Genomic DNA, 13771 nt, shown 5'->3' with positions numbered 1-13771 from the left:
CCGACGAATCGCTCAAAACGCGATGGGGTGCTAGGGGTCGAGTGTTCGAATCACTCCGTCCCGACCATCTTTTTCAATGACTTGGCCCAACCTAATCCGTTGGGCTTTTTCATGCCTAAAAAAAGGCCCCTACTTGGACCCTTACCAGCAGGAAACTTGTGCCTGTTATTGCTCGCGGCAATCAGGGCTTGAAGTTTGAGTTTGTGCCCAGGCGAGCATTGCTGCCCAGCACATACCAGCAGTCCTCGTCGTTTATCTGCCATCTTTTGCAAAGCAGAGCCCGTGCCGGGTGATCGCGAGAAGGTGGTCAATTGGAAGGTATGCCCAGCGGTGTAACAGCAGGACGGGAGACAGGCACAACAGGGACGTGGTAGGTATCGAAATGGCTAGGACCTAGGACTGCGTGCTGCTCGGCTGACAGGTAATCTGCAAAGCCTGCGTTAGCCTGTGCAAAGCGTCTTAGGGTTTGCCAGATGATCTTTGCCCGTTCGATTCTCAACGTCTTGTTGCGCAATACCCTACGGCCACCCAGGCGGTCACCTGGGCCAACACCACCGCAATACCAACCAGCACAATCAACAGGCGAGCAGCAGATCCTGACGCTTTATCGTTGCTCATCGCCTCATCGCCGAGCGGACAAGCGTAATGGCTTGTGGTGTGTCCGTCGTCGTGCCACTGCCATGGCTTAAACCCATGCAGTCCAGTCCCGGCGCTGATACTTCGAGTTAACTGTTGCCGAGTGTACGCATGTGCATTTCGGGCTCTCGTTATTCGCGTTTGGGTGACAGCATGCGAGATGGCGCATGAGCACTAGATGGGTAAATTGGCAAGGGTTTATGAGGTTTGTTCATCAGTCCGGTGGGCGTGCGACTTACTCGTCGCCAGTGCCTGCTGCGGCAGCCTGGTAGCCTGGTAGCCTGGCGGCTTGGTTGCGCAGGCAGCAGGTGGGGGAGGAGACAGGGGGGCAATGGCTCTACAACTCGCCCTCCAGATGATCAATGTCCTTGAAGCGCTCAACCAGAAAGTCGATCAGGCTGCGCACTCGTGTGGACAGGTGTAACTGCTGCGGATATACCGCGTAAACATCGGCACGGGTCGGTGTCTGGTCTTCGAGTACTAGTCGTAATCGGCCGCTACGGACATATCTGGCGATGTCCCATTCAGCTCGCAGCAGAATCCCATGCCCCTCCAGCGCCCAGTTCAGGGCTACCTCACCGTCGTTGCAGCCCAAGGCGCCGCGTACCTTGATGTTTTGCGTACGGCCACCGTCGGTAAAGCTCCACACCCCGTAAGGCGTTTCGTTCTGCCGCAGGAAGATGCAGTTGTGCTGCTGCAAATCGCTCAGACGTTGCGGAGCACCGTATTTTTCCAGGTACAACGGTGAGGCGCATAGCAATCGGCGGTTGGAAGCGATCTTTCGCGCATGAAAAGCTGCATCCGCCAGTGTGCCGAAACGAATGCCAAGGTCAAACCCATGGGTCGTCAGGTCGAGCGGGTGATCGCTGATCTCCAGTTGTACTTCCACCTGGGGGTGTTTCTTGAAAAATGCGCCAAGGGCAGGACCGATGTAACGGCGTCCGAAGCCCAGCGATGCGTTGACGCGGATCAAGCCTTTTGGCTCAGCCTGGCTGCTGTTGATCAGCTGCTCGACCTCATCGATCTGCGTCAGGATCCGGGCCGCGTGGGAAAAAAGCAGTTCACCTTCTGAGGTCAGGCTCATTGAACGTGTGGTGCGATTCACCAGGCGTGCCCCCAATCGAGCCTCAAGCGCAGTAAGGCGCTTGCTCACTGCTGGCGGTGTGATGCCGAGCTCTCTGGCCGTGGCAGCCAGGCTGCCTTTGTTGGCCAGAAGATAAAAAAATGACAGATCCAGGGTTGGGCTCATTGGTAACTCAAAGTTATTTATGTAGTGATTCTGAGTAACTCACACTTATTTATTCACTACATATACTCCGTTCACACCCTGATTGAACAGACCGTTCGACAGGCAAAACAAGAACGTTTTGAGCGCGGAGTTGATCATGAGCACATACAAAATTGCAGCGGTTCCAGGTGATGGTATTGGTATTGAGGTTATTGCAGCGGGTGTCGAGGTGCTGCAGGCCCTGTCGGAAAAATCCAGCTTCGAACTGGATTTCAAACACTTCGACTGGAACTCGGATAACTACCTGAAGCATGGTTACTACATTCCTGAAGGCGGGCTGGAAGAGCTAAAAACCTTCGATGCGATTTTCTTTGGCGCCGTGGGTGCGCTTGACGTCGCGGATCATATTTCCCTGTGGGGCCTGCGTTTGCCGATCTGCCAGGGCTTCGATCAGTACGCCAACGTGCGTCCGGCTCGTGTGTTGCCTGGGGTAAAGAGCCCACTGGTCAATGGTGACCAGATTGACTGGGTAGTGGTGCGGGAAAACTCCGAAGGTGAGTACTCCGGCAATGGAGGTCGCGTTCACCGTGGCCTGCCGGAAGAGGTCGCCACGGAAGTGTCGGTCTTTACCCGTGTTGGAGTCGAGCGCATCCACCGTTTTGCTTTCGAACTGGCGCAAAGCCGCCCACGCAAGCACCTGACCATGGTCACCAAGTCCAATGCCCAGCGACACGGCATGGTGCTGTGGGATGAGATTTTCTATGAAGTCGCGAAGGATTTTCCAGACGTTAAAATTGATAAAGAACTGGTCGATGCCGTCACTACGCGCATGGTGCTCAAACCCTCCACACTGGACGTGATTGTCGCTACTAACCTGCACGCCGACATTCTGTCCGATCTGGCGGCGGCGCTATCCGGCAGTCTTGGCATTGCGCCGACTGCCAACCTGAACCCGTCGCGCAAATTCCCTTCGATGTTCGAACCGATCCACGGCTCTGCATTCGATATCACCGGTAAAGGTGTGGCGAACCCGATTGCGACTTTCTGGACGGCAGTGATGATGCTGGAACACCTGGGTGAGACCGCCGCGGCAAAACAACTGATGTCCGCCATCGAGGCTGTGACTGAAAGCGGTTTGCATACTCCTGATTTGGGCGGTACGGCCACTACACGGCAGATCACGGATGCAGTCATTGCGTTGATCAACCGTTGAAGCGTCCCAGCGATTCAAAGTAGTACTGCGGCACTACGTCAAGGGGCAGATTATTGGGTCTGACTCCTTGGCATTTCCTGACAACAATAAAAATCAGGGCCCTGTCATGAAAAGAATATTCGGCAAACTTTATATACAAGTACTTATTGCGGTCGTTCTTGGCGCTATCGTCGGTGTGCTGGTTCCTGAAACCGGGGCTGCACTCAAACCCTTGGGCGATGCGTTTATCAAACTGATCAAAATGCTCCTCGCGCCGGTGATCTTCCTGACTGTCGTCACGGGTATCGCACGCATGGAAAACATGAAGGAGCTTGGGCGGGTAGGCTTTCGTGCCTTGATTTATTTCGAGGTTGTGTCGACCCTGGCGCTCGTGGTCGGCCTGGTGGTGGTCGATGTATTCAAGCCCGGTGCAGGCATGAATATTGATGTCGCAAGCCTCGATACGTCGAGTCTCGCCACCTATACCTCGGCGGTGAAGCATGATTCATTCATGGACTTCGCCATGAATATCATCCCCGATACCATTGTGGATGCCTTTGCCAAGGGGAATGTGCTGCAGATATTGCTGTTTTCCGTCCTTCTGGGCGTCGCCCTTGCCCAGGTCGGACCGCGCGGGAAAATCTTTGTCGATGCACTGGATAGCTTGATGCAGGGCATGTTCCGCATCGTCAATATGGTTATGCGCCTGGCGCCTGTCGGTGCGTTTGGGGCCATTGCATTCACAATCGGCAAATACGGTTTCGGCTCGCTGTTCTCCCTCGGCAAGTTGATGGCCTGCGTGTACTTGACCTGCGCGGTGTTCGTGATCTTTGTTCTGGGGCCCATATGCCGGTACAGCGGTTTCAGCCTGTGGAAATTCCTTAAATTTATCAAGGAGGAGTTGTTCACCGTACTGGGCACCAGTTCTTCGGAGTCGGTGTTGCCGCAAATGATTTCAAAAATGGAAAAGGCCGGAGTTTCCAAGCCTGTCGCCGGGATGATCATTCCCTCCGGCTTGACCTTCAATCCGGACGGTCAGGCGATTTATTACACCATCGCTGCGATTTTTATCGCCCAGGCAACCAACACGCCGCTTACCCTCACTGATCAATTGATCGTTCTGGCAGTTTTGATGTTCACCTCCAAGGGGTCGGCAGGTGTCACCGGCTCAGGGTTTATTATCCTGGCCGCCACCTTGTCTTCTTTGGGGACCATCCCGGTTGCGGGAATGGTGCTGCTGCTGGGAGTTGACCGCTTTATGTCAGAAGCACGTGCGATCACCAACACGATTGGCAATGGTGTCGGAACCATGGCAATTGCCAAGTGGGTCGGGGCGCTGGATACCGTTAAAATGCACAAGGCGTTGAATGGTGAAAGAGGGGAGCCTGAACCAGAGTTCGTACACGAAGAGGCTGCTCATCCCTCTGGTCCAGTGATGGGTAATGCCTTGCAGCCCAGCCTTGCAAGTGCCTCCCAGGTATAAATGTGTGTTGCTGAAGTGCTCGGGTAAGGGTATTCGTGCGGCCCAGGCGCACGAATACCTATGCAGCGAGCGCCTGTTGCTGGAGTCCCGTATTAACTGGCGCTGAGTGAGTCCAGCTTGAATGGGGTGCTAGGGTTCGAGTGTTCGAATCACTCCGTCCCGACCCTATTGATTTCACTGATATTCAGGGCCGGAACCATATCCCACCAGATCACATCGGCGTGGTCTGTCTGGTGGTTCTTGGTCATGTATCGCCACTCGTGGCAACACGGCTAACCACAAATATTGAGTGACCGAATCAATCGATGACCAACCAGGGGGCTGGTACTTGAAGTAGACGGCCACTGCACTGTGTTCTGCAGGAGCCCCTTAGAGCTGCTTCAGGGTTTCCTGGGTGATGGCTTCGAGTCCGGATTCGGTGATGGTTTTCCAGTCAGTATCTGTGGCCACTTTCACGTTCTCACTGACCAGCGTTTTTACGGTCTGTACAGGTGTACCAGGGGCTTTTATCTGCAACAGCGACTTGTTGCGTAGCACCTTATCGAGTACTCCCTCAGCCGAATACCATGACCAGAATTCGATGATGTTAACTTTTACGTCACTGACATCACGGGCACCGGGGCTACTGACCACCTCGTATCCGGCCTGCCGGTAGGCAGTGGCTACGGCATTACCCACCAGCTCTGAAACTGTGCGCCCTTCAGGCAGCAGCACGTCGCCGATCGCCATATTGAAGTTATTGCGCTTACGCGCGATGGCCCGCTCGGTAATCGACTTATCGTCGATCTCGTCGTACTTCAGTGAAGGTATGTCGGAGCTGGAAGGTTTGATTTGAAAAACTCGATCATCAACGGCGCTGATATAAACCTTTTTGCCATTGCTGGGGGCCGGTGTCTGAGTATCACCCGGCCGTAAAACATCCACTTCTGCCCTGTTGGTGGCGCAACCGGCTAACAGTACCAATGCCGCAACGGCCAAAATTTTTCGAACCATCATCCTTACTCCCTTTTATATTTGGCCTTCATAGGCTTGTCCAAAAGCTGGCGAAAAAGAGTGTAGAAGACAATGTGCAGCTCAACCGCCTGGCTGACTTGCGCGGTTGAGAGAGCAAGCAGCACGAAAGCAATCGGCTCTGGCCCTAGCCTTTTGCTCGTAATCCCTGAACCCGCATTTCGCGGTTTTTTTTGTCTTGAGGAAATGATGATCAGCAAGACCGTCTCGGTCATCTGCTGCAATCCATTGAAGATTTTTTGACCACGCCTCGGAGCTGACCCGACTTAAAGTCGTGAACGTGCTGCGCGGGCGTATCAACTCCGGGCACCTATCAGATGCCCTTATCTCTTCTCGAGTTGGGCCGCAATGTCTGTGGCCAGTTCGATGAAGGCACGTGCAGCTGAAGTCTGGTAGGCCCCTTTGCGCTGCATCAATACGGCGGTACGGTGCAGTCGCTGAGGGCTTAGTTCAATGGCAAACAGCCCCTGATGTGCAAGCGCGACGGTTGCCGGTAACAGGGTCGACAGTGTGGTCCTGCGCACCACTTCGATGACTGCACCGATAACATTGGCCTCCATTTTCACCCGCGGGGTAATGTTGTGCTGGCGACAGTAGCGGTCGATCTGCTCGCGAGTGGCAAACTCTTCGCTGAGCAGGATCAGTGATTCGGCACTCAGAGCGTCCAGGTCAATAGCACTCTGTCCAGCCAACGGGTGTCTTTCCCCAACCACCAGCGCGAGGGCTTCTATCAGAAGCGGCTGGGTCTCTATGTCCTGAGAGTGCCCGTCCTCGAAAGCGATACCCACGTCCAGCTCATCGGCCAGCAGAAGCTCCTCCATCTGTTCTTGAGCGATCTCACGCAGGTTCAAGGTGATATTCGGATATCGGCTGTGGAAAGCTTCGACCAGTGGTCCGACCAGATATGTGGTGAACGTCGGTGTCAATGCAACCCTGAGTGCCCCGCGACTCAAATCGCCCACGTCATGGATTGCACGTTTTCCTTCCTCCAGTTCCTGCGAAGCCCGGCGTGCATAGCGTAAATACACTTCGCCGGCGTCAGTCAGCCGCGTCGTACGTCCCGATCGGTCAAATAACTGGGCAGAAAGACTTTCCTCAAGTTGCCTGACTTGCTGTGACAGCGCGGGCTGCGAAACATGCAGCGCAGCAGCTGCTTTCGTGAAGCTGTGGTGTTGCGCCACAGCGAGAAAGTATTTGATGTGACGTGCCAGCATGCTCAGAGCCATAAGATTATCTGATGTACTCCATCATAAATGAGACTTTTACCTTATGTCACGGACTCCGTAATCTCTGCTCCAACGCATCGCGACCAAGAGGAGTCACCATGAAAGACATCATCGATGGTTTTCTAAAGTTTCAACTTAACGCTTTTCCGGAACGCGCCGGCCTGTTCAAGAATCTGGCTAATCAGCAAAGCCCAAGGGCTCTGTTTATCTCCTGCTCTGACAGCCGATTGGTTCCGGAGCTGGTTACGCAGCGAGAGCCCGGCGACCTGTTTGTCATTCGCAACGCCGGCAACATCGTGCCGCCCTACGGCCCTGAGCCTGGCGGTGTGTCGGCCTCGGTCGAGTATGCCGTTGCTGCCTTGCAAGTCTCCGACATCGTTATCTGCGGGCACTCTGATTGCGGCGCAATGACTGCCATTGCCACCTGCAAGTGCCTGGATCACATGCCCGCAGTGGCAGGCTGGTTACGCTACGCCGACTCTGCTCGAGTGGTGAATGAAGCGCGTAAACATAAGGACCCACACAGCAGTGTTGAGGCGATGGTTCGAGAAAACGTGATCGCCCAGTTGGCAAATATCCGGACGCATCCATCGGTACGCCTGGCCCTCGAAGAGGGACGCGTAGCACTGCATGGCTGGGTCTATGACATCGAGAGCGGCCGTATGGATGCTTTCGATAGTAACACCGGCAAGTTTGCGCCCCTTGTGGACAACCCCGGCGCACGTGCCGCTCCCTATCAACAGAAGCAATCTGCTTGAACTCGTTTATTACCCCAGGAGATAACACCATGATCCAGTCCCAAATCAATCCAGGTTCGCGTCTGGCCCTGACCGAAGTCATTTTGCTGGCTAAAGCCCGGAATGACCTGTCATTTGCCCAGATCACCGATGGCACAGGGCTCAGCGAGGCGTTCGTCACTGCCGCGCTGCTCGGCCAACATCCCTTGCCCAAAGCAGCGGCCACAGTAGTGGGCGAAAAGCTCGGCCTCGATGTTGATGGCGTGGCGCTGCTGCAAACCATCCCGATGCGCGGCAGCATCGACAATGGTATACCGACCGACCCCACTATCTACCGCTTTTACGAGATGCTGCAGGTCTACGGCACCACGCTTAAGGCGTTGGTCCATGAGAAGTTCGGTGACGGCATTATCAGTGCTATCAACTTCAAACTGGATATTAAAAAAGTCGAAGATCCAGAGGGTGGGTCGCGCGCAGTCATTACCCTGGATGGTAAATACCTGCCCACCAAGCCTTTCTGATAGTTGAGTGTCTCGGCGTCGTAATACGACGCCGAGTCATGAAGCGCTACATTGACCCTGTAAGTATTGAAGGGTATTTGCGTCACGCGATAGCCCCAGGTGTTTGAACATGAAAATTTTATTGTTGGCAGGGCTCAGTAGCTTGTGCACTGTGGCTTTGGCTGGGCAGCCTCTAGCAGACAACGACATTCAGGTAGAGCAGTACAGTTATTCACAAGACCTTGATATCGCAAAAATCATTTCGATGGGTGAAGTGCCAAATGTCTGTGAAGTGGTGCCTGCGCGTATGATGTATGAAGACTCCAAGGGGCATAGGCATATTCTCGAATACCGCGTAATGGGGAATGGTTGTTCTAACGGTTAGTGTGTGCTTCCTATCTATACCGCAAATATTTAATACGTCTTTTAATTTTTTCCTGCTGATTCTGGACACTGTTGCGTTCCTTTGCAGCTCTGTCGTGCGTGCTCATGGGCAATGTGCTGGCAGTCATGAAGCAGGCGCAGCATGACCTCCAGAGGTCGATGCTCGAGAAACGGAAGTTGTCTGAATTAAGGAGTGAGGTTTATGGATCTGATATTTCGCAATGTACGCATTGCCGATGGAAAACCTTTAACCGACGTCGCCGTACACAATGGGAAAGTTGCCATTATTTCCCCGGGAATTACAGTGCGGGCACGGCAGGAAGTCCAGGGAAATGGAAATGTATTGATGCCGGCTTTTGTCGAGGGGCATCTGCATCTGGAAAAAGCCAATGTCATGCACCGTAAGGTCAATCGCACCGGAACCCTCAAGGAGGCGATTGCCGTTACAGCTGAGCTTAAACCGATGTTGACCCGGGAGGATATTCTCGAGCGTTCAACGCAGGTATTACGCTCACTTGTGCAGGCCGGTACTACCCATGTACGCGCACATGCCGAATTTGACCCCTCACAAGGTTTCACAGGGTTTGATGTTGTCCTGGAGCTACGCAAGAAGTTTCGCGACATGATCGACATTCAGGTAGTTGCCTTCCCACAGGAAGGCATTTTCAAACTACCGGGAATGAAGCACATGATGGTTGCGGCGATGGAAAAAGGTGCCGATGTCGTCGGCGGTATTCCCTATAACGATCGTTCACCCTTCGAACATATTGATTATGTTTTCAGCCTGGCTAAACAGTTTGGAAAAGATATAGATTTCCATCAGGATTTTGCCGATACGGCAGAGAACATGACCATTGAATACCTCGCGCGCAAGACCATCAAGGAAGGGTATGAAGGCCGCGTCTGCGTAGGTCATCTTACGAGCCTTGGAGCCGTAGCAGCGGAACAGCGAGTGGATATTATCAGCCTGATCCGTGATGCTGGAATCAGCGTAATGTGCCTGCCAGCCACCGACTTGCATCTCGGTGCTCGAGGCGACAGCCATAACGTCCGCCGCTCACTCACGCCCGTTCGTGCGTTGCGAGACGGTGGTGTAAATGTCTGTTTGGCCACGAACAATATACGCAACGCTTTTACCCCGTATGGGACAGGCGATCTGCTGAATATTGCGCAATTGGCAATGCCTGCATGCCACCTGGGTGGGGCCGATGATCAGGCCACAGTATTGGGAATGCTCACAACTAATCCCGCAAAAGCCCTGGGGCTGAATAACTATGGGCTGGAAACCGGCAAAAATGCAGACCTGGTGCTGGTGGATACCCAGTCGGTCGCCGGGGTTATCCTCGACTTGCCGGCTCGTCTTATGGTGTTGAAGCGCGGGAAAATAGTGGCGACATCAAATTACAACCGTTCGATAGCCTTCTGATCGTCCCCGCCTGCCGGATCAGTAACGGATACCCATGTGACACTCAGTCAATCTGTCGTCTTTTGATGATCGACGACAATCGCGTGTGGACGGGTGTAACGGCTGCGGATTTATCGCCTAGAGATTCAGGCCTCGTGCCACTATTTCAAGCGGGAAGGTCGGCAATATGTCGTCGCTTGCTCTGTTTCAGCTGGGCGAGAAGTCGTGGATGCATGCATTGCCCGCCAATGGCAAAGGCATGGCTTTTATGCGGTCATGCCTGAATCCCGATCTTGCCTGCTGAAGCTTGCATCGCGCGCTTCTCTGTTAAGGGGGCAAAATAGGGCGGCGTACCGGTTGCCTGGAAATAAAGAAAGTAGTGCCCGGTGTCGGCCAATACAATTCGGTGCAGCTCTGATAGGCGCATGCCGTTTCTAATCCAAATGCTCTCTTTCAGGATTTCGTAAGTCCGGACCCCGTGTTGTTGCATTGTGCTTTCGAAGGTTAGGTAGAGTTCTTCTCTGATACGCCGGTCGTTTTGAACACCCGCTCGCAACATAAAAAAGCTAAGCACACCCACAACTACAACCACAACCAACAAAAAAGTCCAGCTGGCGATTGCTCCCATGCTTTGCGCTCCCTGCGAGCTCACGTGGTATGAGCATCAGTGTAGACAGGGTTTGGCACTTGGCTTAGCTGCGTGTCAGGCTGCGTTATGCAGCCTCAGGTTCGGAGCAGGCAAGATTTACGCCTGCTCTGCCTCGTATCGCATCACAACGTGTCGTTGCACACCAAGGCCGCAGATCGACAGCACTACTTCATCCCCCGGTTCCAGCCATTCCGGATGTGGCTTCATTCCCATCGACACGCCAGGCGGGGTGCCGGTGATGATCACATCCCCAACATCGAGGGTCATGTAGTGACTGCAGTAGGAAATAATCTCTGCAACGCTGAAGATCATGGTCTGGGTGTTTCCTTCCTGTCGCCGTTGGCCGTTGACTTCCAGCCACATTGGCAGGCTCTGCGGATCCGGGACCTCATCACGGGTCACGAGCCAGGGACCCAGCGGCCCAAAGGAGTCGGAGCTCTTGCCTTTGTCCCATTGCGAGCTCTGAAACTGGAATCCACGATCGGAAACATCATTGGCCACGCAGTAGCCCGCCACATGTTCAAGTGCCTGGGCAACCGGAACGTAACGGGCGCGCTTTCCGATGACGACCCCCAGCTCAACCTCCCAGTCCAATTGCCTTGAGTGGGGAGGTTGTACGATGGGGTCATCGGCCCCGCTGATGCAACTGACCGGTTTGAAGAACACCAACGGTTCGGACGGGATCGCAAGACCGGCCTCTTCGGCGTGGTCCAGGTAGTTCAAACCAATTGCGATGAACTTGCTGATATCGCTTATCGGTGGCAGGTAGCGAACCGGGGTCGAAATAAGCGGAAGCCGGTGTTCGTCAAGCTCACAAAGCCGGGCAAGTTCCGTATCGGACAAGCACGCGCGCGAGACGTCATCCACATGGGCTGATATGTCCCGCAGCTGTCCCGATGAATCGACCATGCCCGGATACACGCCATCATGCTTAACATAGCGAAAGAGCTTCATTGTTGTCTCCAGTTGCAGTATCAGAATATGCGCAGGAGCCGAGCGCGCCAGGCACCAGGCTGGTTGCGGGATACAAACCCGCAGCCACTGTCAGTCATGCTTCATTGCACGCAAAGTGCGGGGGAGGGGCATCTCGGTTTGCATGCCACAAGGACCCAGTGGGTTCGCGGGATCAATCACGCTTTTCGGTGAACAATCGCACTACGCTTGTCATGTTCCGGTCGCCCATTCCGCGCGTTGCTGCGCGCTGGAAAACATTATGTGCTGCGGCAATTGTGGGGGCGTTCTCTGCTGATCCTGCTTCCTCGAGCGTGTAGCCGAAGTCCTTTTCAATCAACGCCACGGGGAACTGCGGGGCGAAGTTCTCCGTCATCATGCTCCCTGAAAGATAGGCAGCAACCGGTGGCCAGACGGAGGTGCCTGCCATGGCTGCCAGCACTCGCGATGCATCGGCTCCGTTTCGCTCCAATAACCCGATGACCTCTGCCAGGCCCGTCACCTGTATTCCCAGCATGGCGTTGGTGGCAAGTTTCGCCAAAGCGCCATGACCCAGGCCGCCGACGTGATGGACTGAAGAGCCCATGACGCGTAGCAGAGGCAGGCAGCGCTCCAGGACTTCTTCCTCTCCGCCTGCCAGATAGGCCAGTTGCCTCGCATCGGCCTGAGCACGGGATCCCGATACCGGCGCTTCCAGCAGCGCCACCCGGGCATGCTGCATGTGGGTGCCGAGCTCCTGGATCCAGCCCGAAGTGAGTGTCGAACTCTCGATGGCGATTGCTCCCGCTGCCATACCAGAGAGGGCGCCGATCTCGCGATCCAGCCAGACATGGCGAGACGCATCATTGTCACGCAACATTGCAATGACGAACTCCGCACCTGCGCTGGCTTCTCTTGGCGTGCGCGCGTGGAAGGCCCCTTGCTTGACAAGCGCTTCTGCTGCATCGGGGGTTCGATTCCAGACAGTGACTGTGTGACCTGCAGCAAGCAATTGTGAGGCCATGCGCGACCCCATGGCGCCGAGGCCCAGGACTGTGATTCTGCTCATATGCTTTGTTCCATTTCAACGTGTAAGGGGGGAGGGGCTGACAGGACTCGGTGGTTGTCAGAGGTTGCGCGACTATGAAGATTGGCGACTCACCAGGATCACCGCCAAGCCTGCAATGGCGAAGCAGGCGGACAGGTACGCGATGGGTTGCGGTCCGGCAAGATTGATCAGCAGTCCGCCCAGCAGCGAGCCCAGGCCGATGGCTGCATTGAATACAGATACATTGATGGAGGTGGCTGCGTCGGCTCCGCCTGGAATCCTGGAGGCTTCCTTGAACACCAGGGTCTGCAGCAGCACCGGAAGTGCGCCATATGCAGCGCCCCACGCAGCAAGCACAGCGAAAATGGCGGCATGACTGACCGCTGCCGCGTTCATGCATGACAGGCTTGCGGCAAGGAGTGCTGTCACCAGACCCAGGCTGGTTCTTGGTGCCCTGGACGCGAACGGGCCCACGGCGAAGTTGGTAATTACACCTGCCGCGCCATAGACCAACAGAAGCATGCTGACCTGTGCAGGGCTCTGGCCGGCAATCTGCTCAAGGTACGGAGACACGTAGGTGTAAGCCAGAAAGTTGCCGGTGACGACAAGGGCAGTGATCCCGAAAACCACAAGCAAGGGGCCACTTTTGAGCACGGCTGACATCGCCCCTCGCTTGGCAGCCTTCGAGATGCGGACCGCCGGAACTGACCATGCGATCAGCGTGAAGACGACCAGGCTGAGTATCGAGAGCGCAGCAAACACGGAGCGCCATCCATACATTTCACCGAGCATTGTGCCAGCCGGAATCCCCAGCACCGTCGCCAGCGAAACACCGCCAAAGACAATCGATGTAGCTCGTACTGCGTTTCGTGCAGAGACCATGTGCACTGCGGTGACCACCGCTGTCGACCAGAACACGCCGATTGCACCTGCGACCAGAATGCGTCCAAGGAAAACGACGAAGTAGTTTGGCGCCAGGAAGGTGATCAGATTGCCGATACAGCAGACCGCCAGCAGACCGGCCATCAGTGTCTTGCGGTTGAGCGATCCAAGCAGGCCAGTCAGCGGCGCTGCGGTCAGAGCGACCATAAATGCAAAAATTGTAACCAGATAACCTGCGGCGCCGAGCGAGACATTCAGGCCAGCGGCCATCGCTGGCAGCACGCCTACGGGCATGAGCTCGGTGCTGACAAAGGAGAAGCAGCCGAGGCTCAGGGCAAGAACAGCCGCTATCGCCTGTGCCCTGGATACAGTTACCCCATGAGGGTGTGGCGTTGCGGGTGCGTGGGCACTTGCCGGCGTAGTAACGGCCTGATGCCTTATGACTTTCGATTGCATGGGC

The 13771-nt window shown here is 55.1% G+C and carries 14 protein-coding genes; 6 read left to right on the top strand and 8 right to left on the bottom strand.

Annotated elements, in window-relative coordinates; all coding sequences use genetic code 11:
• Positions 1-973: 973 nt before the first annotated feature.
• Positions 974-1885: a LysR family transcriptional regulator gene (locus V6L81_RS17210; RefSeq protein WP_095025354.1), complete on the bottom strand. Its 912-nt coding sequence runs from the start codon at positions 1883-1885 to the stop codon at positions 974-976.
• Positions 1886-2021: 136 nt separating this feature from the next.
• Here V6L81_RS17210 and V6L81_RS17205 point away from each other — a divergent pair, with 136 nt between their 5' ends.
• Positions 2022-3077 carry a tartrate dehydrogenase gene (locus V6L81_RS17205; RefSeq protein ID WP_296302440.1) on the top strand — a complete coding sequence of 352 codons (1056 nt, stop codon included), beginning with the start codon at positions 2022-2024 and terminating at the stop codon, positions 3075-3077.
• Between the two features lie 106 nt (positions 3078-3183).
• Positions 3184-4539: a dicarboxylate/amino acid:cation symporter gene (locus V6L81_RS17200; RefSeq protein ID WP_095020745.1), complete on the top strand. Its 1356-nt coding sequence runs from the start codon at positions 3184-3186 to the stop codon at positions 4537-4539.
• Between the two features lie 369 nt (positions 4540-4908).
• Here the strand turns inward: V6L81_RS17200 and V6L81_RS17195 are convergent, their stop codons facing one another.
• The 3 genes from V6L81_RS17195 to cynR all read right to left on the bottom strand — a co-directional run bounded on the left by V6L81_RS17195 (position 4909) and on the right by cynR (position 6764).
• Complete coding sequence (locus V6L81_RS17195; RefSeq protein WP_296302459.1) at positions 4909-5532, bottom strand: flagellar biosynthesis protein; 624 nt, start codon at positions 5530-5532, stop codon at positions 4909-4911.
• A 5-nt stretch (positions 5533-5537) separates the two neighbouring features.
• Positions 5538-5765, bottom strand: coding sequence for a hypothetical protein (locus tag V6L81_RS17190; protein WP_095018608.1), 228 nt, complete (start codon positions 5763-5765; stop codon positions 5538-5540).
• A gap of 108 nt (positions 5766-5873) precedes the next feature.
• Positions 5874-6764, bottom strand: coding sequence for a transcriptional regulator CynR (gene cynR, locus V6L81_RS17185; RefSeq protein WP_095020744.1), 891 nt, complete (start codon positions 6762-6764; stop codon positions 5874-5876).
• A gap of 110 nt (positions 6765-6874) precedes the next feature.
• Between cynR and V6L81_RS17180 the strand changes: the two genes are divergently transcribed.
• The 4 genes from V6L81_RS17180 (at position 6875) to V6L81_RS17165 (ending at position 9823) form a co-directional block, all read left to right on the top strand.
• Positions 6875-7534 (top strand): carbonic anhydrase, encoded by a 660-nt coding sequence (locus tag V6L81_RS17180; protein ID WP_095020743.1) that lies wholly within the window; start codon positions 6875-6877, stop codon positions 7532-7534.
• A gap of 29 nt (positions 7535-7563) precedes the next feature.
• Complete coding sequence (cynS, locus tag V6L81_RS17175; RefSeq protein WP_138738280.1) at positions 7564-8034, top strand: cyanase; 471 nt, start codon at positions 7564-7566, stop codon at positions 8032-8034.
• A 109-nt stretch (positions 8035-8143) separates the two neighbouring features.
• Positions 8144-8398 (top strand): DUF2790 domain-containing protein, encoded by a 255-nt coding sequence (locus V6L81_RS17170; protein WP_338660189.1) that lies wholly within the window; start codon positions 8144-8146, stop codon positions 8396-8398.
• A gap of 201 nt (positions 8399-8599) precedes the next feature.
• Positions 8600-9823: an amidohydrolase family protein gene (locus V6L81_RS17165; RefSeq protein ID WP_338660188.1), complete on the top strand. Its 1224-nt coding sequence runs from the start codon at positions 8600-8602 to the stop codon at positions 9821-9823.
• Between the two features lie 253 nt (positions 9824-10076).
• Here the strand turns inward: V6L81_RS17165 and V6L81_RS17160 are convergent, their stop codons facing one another.
• The 4 genes from V6L81_RS17160 to V6L81_RS17145 form a co-directional block, all read right to left on the bottom strand.
• On the bottom strand, positions 10077-10430 hold the full coding sequence (locus V6L81_RS17160) for a hypothetical protein (protein ID WP_095002886.1): 354 nt from the start codon (positions 10428-10430) through the stop codon (positions 10077-10079).
• A 117-nt stretch (positions 10431-10547) separates the two neighbouring features.
• Positions 10548-11405, bottom strand: a complete 858-nt coding sequence (locus tag V6L81_RS17155; protein WP_240882377.1) for a fumarylacetoacetate hydrolase family protein — start codon at positions 11403-11405, stop codon at positions 10548-10550.
• Positions 11406-11577: 172 nt separating this feature from the next.
• A complete protein-coding gene (locus V6L81_RS17150; RefSeq protein WP_296302447.1) occupies positions 11578-12450 on the bottom strand; it encodes an NAD(P)-dependent oxidoreductase in 873 nt (290 codons plus the stop codon).
• Positions 12451-12522: 72 nt separating this feature from the next.
• Positions 12523-13767, bottom strand: coding sequence for an MFS transporter (locus V6L81_RS17145; protein WP_095018613.1), 1245 nt, complete (start codon positions 13765-13767; stop codon positions 12523-12525).
• Between the last annotated feature and the right edge of the window lie 4 nt (positions 13768-13771).

The organism is Pseudomonas bubulae (assembly GCF_037023725.1).
In the GTDB taxonomy this organism is placed as follows: domain Bacteria; phylum Pseudomonadota; class Gammaproteobacteria; order Pseudomonadales; family Pseudomonadaceae; genus Aquipseudomonas; species Aquipseudomonas bubulae.
Note: the sequence above shows the minus strand (reverse complement) of the source record. Positions and strands in the feature narration are given on the sequence as shown.

What these genes read in the sequence shown, in the direction of transcription:
- V6L81_RS17210 (WP_095025354.1), bottom strand. Translation starts at nt 1,885, where the DNA reads ATGAGCCCAACCCTGGATCTGTCATTTTTTTATCTTCTGGCCAACAAA.
- V6L81_RS17205 (WP_296302440.1), top strand. Translation starts at nt 2,022, where the DNA reads ATGAGCACATACAAAATTGCAGCGGTTCCAGGTGATGGTATTGGTATT.
- V6L81_RS17200 (WP_095020745.1), top strand. Translation starts at nt 3,184, where the DNA reads ATGAAAAGAATATTCGGCAAACTTTATATACAAGTACTTATTGCGGTC.
- V6L81_RS17195 (WP_296302459.1), bottom strand. Translation starts at nt 5,532, where the DNA reads ATGGTTCGAAAAATTTTGGCCGTTGCGGCATTGGTACTGTTAGCCGGT.
- V6L81_RS17190 (WP_095018608.1), bottom strand. Translation starts at nt 5,765, where the DNA reads ATGACCGAGACGGTCTTGCTGATCATCATTTCCTCAAGACAAAAAAAA.
- cynR (WP_095020744.1), bottom strand. Translation starts at nt 6,764, where the DNA reads ATGCTGGCACGTCACATCAAATACTTTCTCGCTGTGGCGCAACACCAC.
- V6L81_RS17180 (WP_095020743.1), top strand. Translation starts at nt 6,875, where the DNA reads ATGAAAGACATCATCGATGGTTTTCTAAAGTTTCAACTTAACGCTTTT.
- cynS (WP_138738280.1), top strand. Translation starts at nt 7,564, where the DNA reads ATGATCCAGTCCCAAATCAATCCAGGTTCGCGTCTGGCCCTGACCGAA.
- V6L81_RS17170 (WP_338660189.1), top strand. Translation starts at nt 8,144, where the DNA reads ATGAAAATTTTATTGTTGGCAGGGCTCAGTAGCTTGTGCACTGTGGCT.
- V6L81_RS17165 (WP_338660188.1), top strand. Translation starts at nt 8,600, where the DNA reads ATGGATCTGATATTTCGCAATGTACGCATTGCCGATGGAAAACCTTTA.
- V6L81_RS17160 (WP_095002886.1), bottom strand. Translation starts at nt 10,430, where the DNA reads ATGGGAGCAATCGCCAGCTGGACTTTTTTGTTGGTTGTGGTTGTAGTT.
- V6L81_RS17155 (WP_240882377.1), bottom strand. Translation starts at nt 11,405, where the DNA reads ATGAAGCTCTTTCGCTATGTTAAGCATGATGGCGTGTATCCGGGCATG.
- V6L81_RS17150 (WP_296302447.1), bottom strand. Translation starts at nt 12,450, where the DNA reads ATGAGCAGAATCACAGTCCTGGGCCTCGGCGCCATGGGGTCGCGCATG.
- V6L81_RS17145 (WP_095018613.1), bottom strand. Translation starts at nt 13,767, where the DNA reads ATGCAATCGAAAGTCATAAGGCATCAGGCCGTTACTACGCCGGCAAGT.